Genomic DNA, 6,485 nt, shown 5'->3' with positions numbered 1-6,485 from the left:
CGAGCGCCTGCGGCGCAGCGCGTCCCGCTCCCCCAGGTAGTCGGCCGCGTGGACGGCGCCGCCGGCTCCGCCCCCTTCGCCCCCTTCGCCCCCTTCGCCCCCTCCGCCGCCTTCGTCGCCTTCTCCGCTGCCCGCGCCTTCGCCCGCACCGACGCGATCGCCCTGCCGCACGAGCGGCCGCAGCGCGGCGGGGATGTGCGGCGGGGTTCCGGTGCCGAGCACGATCCGCCGGGTGCGGAAGGTCCGCTGCCCGGTGCGGACCAGGTAGCGGTCGGCGGCCTCGTCGTACTCGACGGCCTCCACCCGGTGCCCGAACCGCAGCGAGCGCAGCCGGGCGGCGACCCAGCGGCAGTAGTCCCGGTACTCCTCGCGCAGCGGGTAGAAGCTCTCGCGGATGTAGAAGGGGTAGATGCGCCCCGTCTCCTTCAGGTAGTTGAGGAAGGAGTGCGGGGAGGTGGGGTCGGCCAGGGTGACGAGGTCGGCGAGGAAGGGCACCTGGAGGGTGGCGCCGTCCAGCAGCATCCCGGGGTGCCAGTCGAACTCGGGGTTCTCGTCGAGGAAGAGGCCGTCGAGGTCGGGCAGCGGCTCGGTGAGCGCGGCGAGCCCGAGGTTGAAGGGGCCGATCCCGATGGCGATGAAGTCCGGCTCGCGGTCGTCGGCGGGGGCGTCAGGATGCACGGGCCTGCACCTCGAGGTCGGCCGCGTGCTCCGCGGCGTGGCGGGCGGCGTACCGGGCGGCGTGGCCGGCGAGCAGGTCCAGGACGGCGGCGATGTCCTTCGCCGTGGTCTCCGGGTTGAGGAGGGTGAACTTCAGCTGGGCGGCCCCGTCGGCGACGGTCCCGGCGACCAGGCCGGCGCCGGAGGCAGCGAGCGCCGCGCGGGCGTGCCGGTTGGCGGCGTCCAGCAGCTCCGGCGGTCCGCCGGTCCAGCGGAAGACGAGGGTGGAGAGGGCGGGTTCGGCGGCGACCGCGAACCGGGGGTCGGCGTCCACCAGCGCATGCGCCTCGACGGCCAGGTCGAGGACGTCGTCGAAGAGCGCGCCGATGCCGTCCGGGCCCATGGTGCGCAGCGTCAGCCACAGCTTGAGCGCGTCGAAGCGGCGGGTGGTCTGCAGGCTCTTGTCGACCTGGTTGGGGTTGCCGCCGCCCGCCGGGTTCAGGTAGTCGGCGTGGTAGCCGGCGTGCCGCAGCGTGCGGGCGTCGCGCACCAGCACGGCGCTGGAGCTGACGGTCTGGAAGAACGACTTGTGGTAGTCGACGGTGACGGAGTCGGCGCGCTCGATCCCGGCCAGCAGAGCGCGCCGCTCGGGACGGCGGGAGACCAGCAGACCGCAGCCGTAGGCGGCGTCGACGTGCAGCCAGGCGCCGTGCCGGGCGGCGAGTTCGGCGATCTGGGGGAGCGGGTCGATGGACCCGAAGTCGGTGGTGCCGGCGGTGGCGACGACGGCCATCGGCACCAGTCCGCGGGCGGCGAGCCGGTCCAGCTCGCGGGCGAGGGCGACGGTGCGCATCCGCCGGTCGGCGCCGGTGGGGACGGTGACCACGGCGTCGTCGCCGAGTCCCAGCACGCGGGCCGCCTTGACGACGCTGAAGTGGGAGCAGTCGGAGGCGAGGATGCGCAGCCGGGGCAGGATCTCCGGCCGGCGCAGCGGGATGCGCGAGGCGGCGGCGATCCGCTCGCAGGCCTCCTCCCGGGCGAGCAGCAGCGCCTGCAGGTTCGACTGGGTGCCGCCGCTGGTGAAGACGCCGTCGGCGCTCTCGCCGAGGCCGAGGCGCTGGGCGGTCCAGTCGACGAGGCGGCGCTCGATGAGGGTGCCCCCGGCGGACTGGTCCCAGGTGTCCAGCGAGGAGTTGACGGCGGCGAGCACGGATTCGCCGGCGACGGCGGGGATCACCACCGGGCAGTTGAGGTGCGCGAGGTAGCGGGGGTGGTGGAACCAGACGGCGTCCCGCAGGTAGAGGTCGGCCAGTTCGTCGAGGGCGGCGTCGGCGGAGGCGGCCGGGGTGTCCAGGTCGACGGCGTCGGTGGCGGGCGCGAGGTCGCCGGGCGTGGCCCCGGTGAACGGCCGCTCGACGGCGCCGAGCGCCTTGGCCAGCCGCTCCACGGTGCCGGTGACGGCCTCCCGATAGGCGTCGGCGGTGCCGTTGTTCAGCAGGTGGTCGCGTGGGTTCATCAGTACAGGCCCCATTGCGTTGAGCTGTGGTGGAGTGCGGGCGCGCGGCGCCCCGTACGGGGAATCCGGCCCTGGGTGGATCCGGCGGCGGAACGGCAGGACCCGGCGCCGGGCGGACGGTGACGGTCAGTCGGACGCCGCCGCGGCGACCGCCTCCTCGAGCAGTTGCTCCTCGCTGGCGCCGCGCCGCCAGTACCCCGTGAAGGTCACGCGCCGGCGCGGCATCCCCCGCTCCCGCACCAGGTGCCGCCGCACCTCCCGAACGGCCGCCGCCTCTCCCGCGACCCATGCGTAGGCGTCCTCCGGCTCGGACGGGACCGCGCCCTCGCGCACCGCGTCCACCAGGGCGCGCCCGTCGCCGACGAGCCAGACGACCTCGGCATCGGCGCGGGTCGGCAGGTCGCGGATGTCGTCGGCGCTGGGCACCCGGACGACCACGCGGGCCGTCCGGCCGGGCTCCAGCGCGGCGAGGATGCCCTCCAGCGCGGGCAGCGCGGTCTCGTCCCCGGCCAGCAGGACGGCCGAAGTGTCGGGCGGCGGGCGGAAATCGACGCCCCCGTTGTCCTCCTCGACGGGGCCGAGCAGCACCGCGCGGTCGCCCTCGGCGGCGCGCGCCGCCCAGGTGGTGGCCGGTCCGCCGCTGCCGTCCTCGTGCCCGTGGAGGACGAAGTCGATGTCGACCTCGCCGCCGTCCGGGCCGGGCCGGTGCTCGCGGATGGTGTAGGAGCGCATCACCGCGCGCTCGGCCGGGTCGGCGGCGCGCCAGTCGGGGTACCAGTTCTCGCCGGAGTCCAACGGCAGGACCGGCTCGGCCTGGTGAGGGTGCGGCAGGAACAGCTTCACCCGCTGGTCCCGCCCGCCCGACGCCAGCGCGTCGAGACCGCACCCCCCGGCGGCCCGCGCCCCCGTCCACGCCCGCGCCCCCGTCCCCGTCCCCGACTCCGCCGTCGCCACCGCCGTCACGAAGGTGATGCGCACCGTGGAGCGTCCCACCGCCCGGGTGCCGGCCACCCGCACCGGGAAGAACACGAAGGGCATCGCCATCTCAGGCCACCTTCTTCGCCGACTCGAGGGCGTCCGCGATCCGCTCCAGGGTCGGGGCGCAGCCCGCCCAGGAGAACCGGGCCTCGCTGGGCCACGGCACCACCTGGTCGGCCTTCACCGCGGGCAGCCGCTGCCAGGTCGGCTTGCCGGTGAGGTCCTTGGGCTGCAGCGTGCCGGTGCGGTTGTCGAGCAGGATGACGTCCGCGCGGTACTTGTCGGCCTTCTCCCAGCTGAGGTTCTCGAAGAAGCCGCCCTGGACGTTGTCGGGGCGGATGAAGTCGACGCCCAGCGAGGTCAGCCAGTTGAGGTCGGCGTAGGGCTTCGGGGAGGAGACGTAGAGGGTGGCGGCGGCCGCGGAGGAGGCCATCACCGTGATGCCCTTGCGGGCCTTGGCGGTCTTGCGGATCCGCTCGGCGGCGGCGTCGAAGCGCTTCTTGGCGTCCGTCACCTTCGTCGCCTTCAGGTCGGCGCCGAGTGCGGCGGCGAGTTCCTGGTGGCGGCCGATGGCCTCCGGCAGCAGCACGTTCGAGACCTTGATGGCGAAGCTGGGCGCCAGTTTCGCGATCTTGTCCTTGGAGGCGTCCGGGACGTACCAGAGGGCGTTGTTCTGGTAGGTGTGCGTCACCAGCAGCTCGGGCCGGAGCGAGGCGTACTTCTCCAGGTCGAACTGGCCGTAGACATTGCCGACGACGGTCGCCTTGGAGACGTCGAAGCCGCCGGCGAGCGCGTCGGGCTTGCCGTCCTTGAGCTTGCTGGGCCCGAAGACGCCGACGATCTGCTCGTCCACGCCGAAGTCGTGGAGGGCGGCGGCCACCCCGATGTAGGTGACGAGCCGGGTGGGCCGGGAGGCGAGCTTCACCTTGGTGCCGCGGTCGTCGGTGAGCTCCCAGCTGCCGCCGGAGGAGTCGTTGGAGGCGGCGGTCCCGCTGCCCTCGCCTGATCCGCAGGCCGCGAGGAGCACACCGAGTCCGGCGGCGCCGCCGGCGGCGAGCAAACCGCGGCGGGTGGGGTTCGCGACGGAACGGGTGGTGGGTGCCGGGGACATGGCAGGTTCCCTTCTCGGGACGATCACAGATCACAGGGTCGTTCACTGGGACGCCCGAGCCGGGGCGCCACGAACGAGCTTAGGTTAGCCTAACCAAAGCTCTCAACCACCCCCCGCTGCCGTAACGCCTCACCGACGGGTTGCCGACGGACTGCCGACGACTCCCCCACAGCTCTCCAACACCTGGGTGAATCCTGTGAGAACGCGCTGACCGGGCCCAACCCGCCGCCGTACGGCCGCGTCCCCCCGTGCGGTCCACGCCGGCCAACCCGCCTCAGCCGCCACCCCCGCGGCGAATCCGCACGACAAGGACGACCCCATGAGCCTGACCGGCCACCTCTTCCTGGCGCTCACGGTGCTGCTGTTCCTGGCCGTGCCGACGGCGCTGATCCTCACCTGGAACCGCGTCCGCGGGCCGCACGCCGCCCGCTGGACCGTGCGCATCGCCCTCACCCTGCTCAGCCAGGGCGCCGCGGTCCTCGCCGTGCTGGTCTGGGTCAACGACAACTACGGGCTCTACGACTCCTGGACGGACCTGTTCGGGGGCACCGGCCAGGTGCAGATGAACGCCGCCGGGGGCGGCGCCGGCGGCGACAACGCGGGCCGGCCGGTCCCGGGCGCGGCCACCACGGGCCGGCGGCTGACGCTCCGGCCCTGGCAGAACGGCGTCCTCCAGGCCGACGCCACCGGCCCGCGCTCGCACATCACCGGTGACCTCTACGTCTGGCTCCCGCCGCAGTACAACCAGCCGCAGTTCCGCCGCACCCGCTTCCCGGTGCTGGAGCTGCTGCCCGGCTACCCCGGCACCCCCAAGGCCTGGTACGGCGCGATGAAGGCCGAGAAGGTCGCCCAGCAGGAGATCATGGCGGGCCGGATGAGGCCGACGATCCTGGTCTCGGCGAAGTTGAACGTCCTCGGCCGGGTCGACCCGGGCTGCGCCGACCTGCCCAACGGCAGCCAGACCGCGACCTGGTTGGGCCAGGACGTACCGTCCCTGATCAAGAGCACGCTGCGCACCTCCGACCGGCGCACCCAGTGGGCGGTCATGGGCTACTCGGCGGGCGCCTACTGCGCGGTCAACCTGACGCTGCACTACCCGGGCACCTTCGGCGCGGCCGTCAGCCTCTCCGGCTACAACGCGCCCATCTCACCGCTGGTCGACCACGACGCGGCGCTCGCCCGCGCCAACAACCCCTTCCTCATCCTGCGCGACCACCCGCACAACCAGCCCCGGGTCAACCTGCTGATGGCCGGCAGCCTCCAGGACGGCGACACCGTCTTCGCCGCCCGCTCGCTCCTCGGCGAGCTGCACAACAAGGGCGCCAGCCGGCTGCTCACCATCTCCAAGGGCGGACACAACACCAAGGTGTGGGAGGAAATGCTGCCCAACGCCCTGCTGTGGACGTCGGCGCAGATGCGCTGACTGCACTGCCTGCACGGCCCGCCGGAGCTACCCGCCCGCGGGGAAGCCGCCGCCCAGCGAGAGCGGCCCTCCCGTCCCGCCGGCGGTGACCGTGTACCGGTCCGCGTCGGCATCGCGCGCTGCTGTGCCGCGGGTGTATGCGCCCGAGAAGGTGTAGCGGCCCGGTGCGAGGGAGGCGCCGGGCCTCAGCTTCCAGGTGTAGACGAGCCAACTGCCGCGCGCCGCAACCGAGGCGCCCGCGGATCCGGACGGCACCGAGGCCCGCTCGCCCACGGACGCCACGCCCGCGCCCTTCGCCACCCGCAGCGTCACCGTCAGCGACGACAGCGCCCGATCGGACCGCAGCGTCACCACACTCTGCGACTCACCGGTGCCGACACCGGGTTCCACCGAGCCGCCCGACTGCAGATAGCCCGCCGCCGGGGTCCCGCCGGGCGTGCTCGCGAGCCCCGGGACCGCGGTGTTGTCGCACCCGCAGGGCGTCGCCGACCCCGGCGGCGGATCCGTCGCCGCATGCGCCCGCGCCGCCGCAGCCGAGCCGCCCGTCCCGGACCCGCCGAAGACCTGGACGCCCAGCCATCCCAGGGCGCACATCACCGCCGCCCCGGCCACCGCACCCACCGCCCCGGCCCACCCGCCCCGCTCCTTCAGGCTCATCAACCCACCCCTCCCACCTGCGACTTGGACGGCACCCCGCGGAAGATCCGGCTCCGCACCACCGGGGGCCGGGAGCGTAGTAGCCGCACCTATGGACTGACGCCCGGTCAAGCACGAGTCACCAAAGGTAACCGTCCTCACCC

6 protein-coding genes are annotated in these 6,485 nt (G+C 73.8%); 1 reads left to right on the top strand and 5 read right to left on the bottom strand.

All coding sequences use genetic code 11. The annotated features are described in order from the left end of the window. The 4 genes from BIV57_RS23100 to BIV57_RS23085 all read right to left on the bottom strand — a co-directional run. On the bottom strand, positions 1-678 hold a 678-nt coding region (locus BIV57_RS23100; protein WP_139275780.1), incomplete at its 3' end, for a SidA/IucD/PvdA family monooxygenase. Beyond that, positions 668-2,173, bottom strand: a complete 1,506-nt coding sequence (locus BIV57_RS23095) for a pyridoxal phosphate-dependent decarboxylase family protein (RefSeq protein WP_071658815.1) — start codon at positions 2,171-2,173, stop codon at positions 668-670. The genes BIV57_RS23100 and BIV57_RS23095, both read right to left, overlap by 11 nt. Positions 2,174-2,299: 126 nt before the next feature. Next, on the bottom strand, positions 2,300-3,217 hold the full coding sequence (locus tag BIV57_RS23090) for a siderophore-interacting protein (protein WP_071658814.1): 918 nt from the start codon (positions 3,215-3,217) through the stop codon (positions 2,300-2,302). 1 nt (position 3,218) lies between these two features. Continuing rightward, the gene (locus BIV57_RS23085) at positions 3,219-4,262 is read right to left on the bottom strand and encodes an ABC transporter substrate-binding protein (RefSeq protein ID WP_071658813.1); all 1,044 of its coding nucleotides are present in this window, start codon (positions 4,260-4,262) and stop codon (positions 3,219-3,221) included. A 319-nt stretch (positions 4,263-4,581) separates the two neighbouring features. Between BIV57_RS23085 and BIV57_RS23080 the strand changes: the two genes are divergently transcribed. Next, complete coding sequence (locus tag BIV57_RS23080; RefSeq protein ID WP_071658812.1) at positions 4,582-5,685, top strand: alpha/beta hydrolase; 1,104 nt, start codon at positions 4,582-4,584, stop codon at positions 5,683-5,685. Between the two features lie 27 nt (positions 5,686-5,712). Here the strand turns inward: BIV57_RS23080 and BIV57_RS23075 are convergent, their stop codons facing one another. Continuing rightward, positions 5,713-6,342 carry a hypothetical protein gene (locus BIV57_RS23075; RefSeq protein ID WP_071658811.1) on the bottom strand — a complete coding sequence of 210 codons (630 nt, stop codon included), beginning with the start codon at positions 6,340-6,342 and terminating at the stop codon, positions 5,713-5,715. Between the last annotated feature and the right edge of the window lie 143 nt (positions 6,343-6,485).

The sequence above is a fragment of the Mangrovactinospora gilvigrisea genome, from assembly GCF_001879105.1.
In the GTDB taxonomy this organism is placed as follows: Bacteria; Actinomycetota; Actinomycetes; order Streptomycetales; family Streptomycetaceae; genus Mangrovactinospora; species Mangrovactinospora gilvigrisea.
Note: the sequence above shows the minus strand (reverse complement) of the source record. Positions and strands in the feature narration are given on the sequence as shown.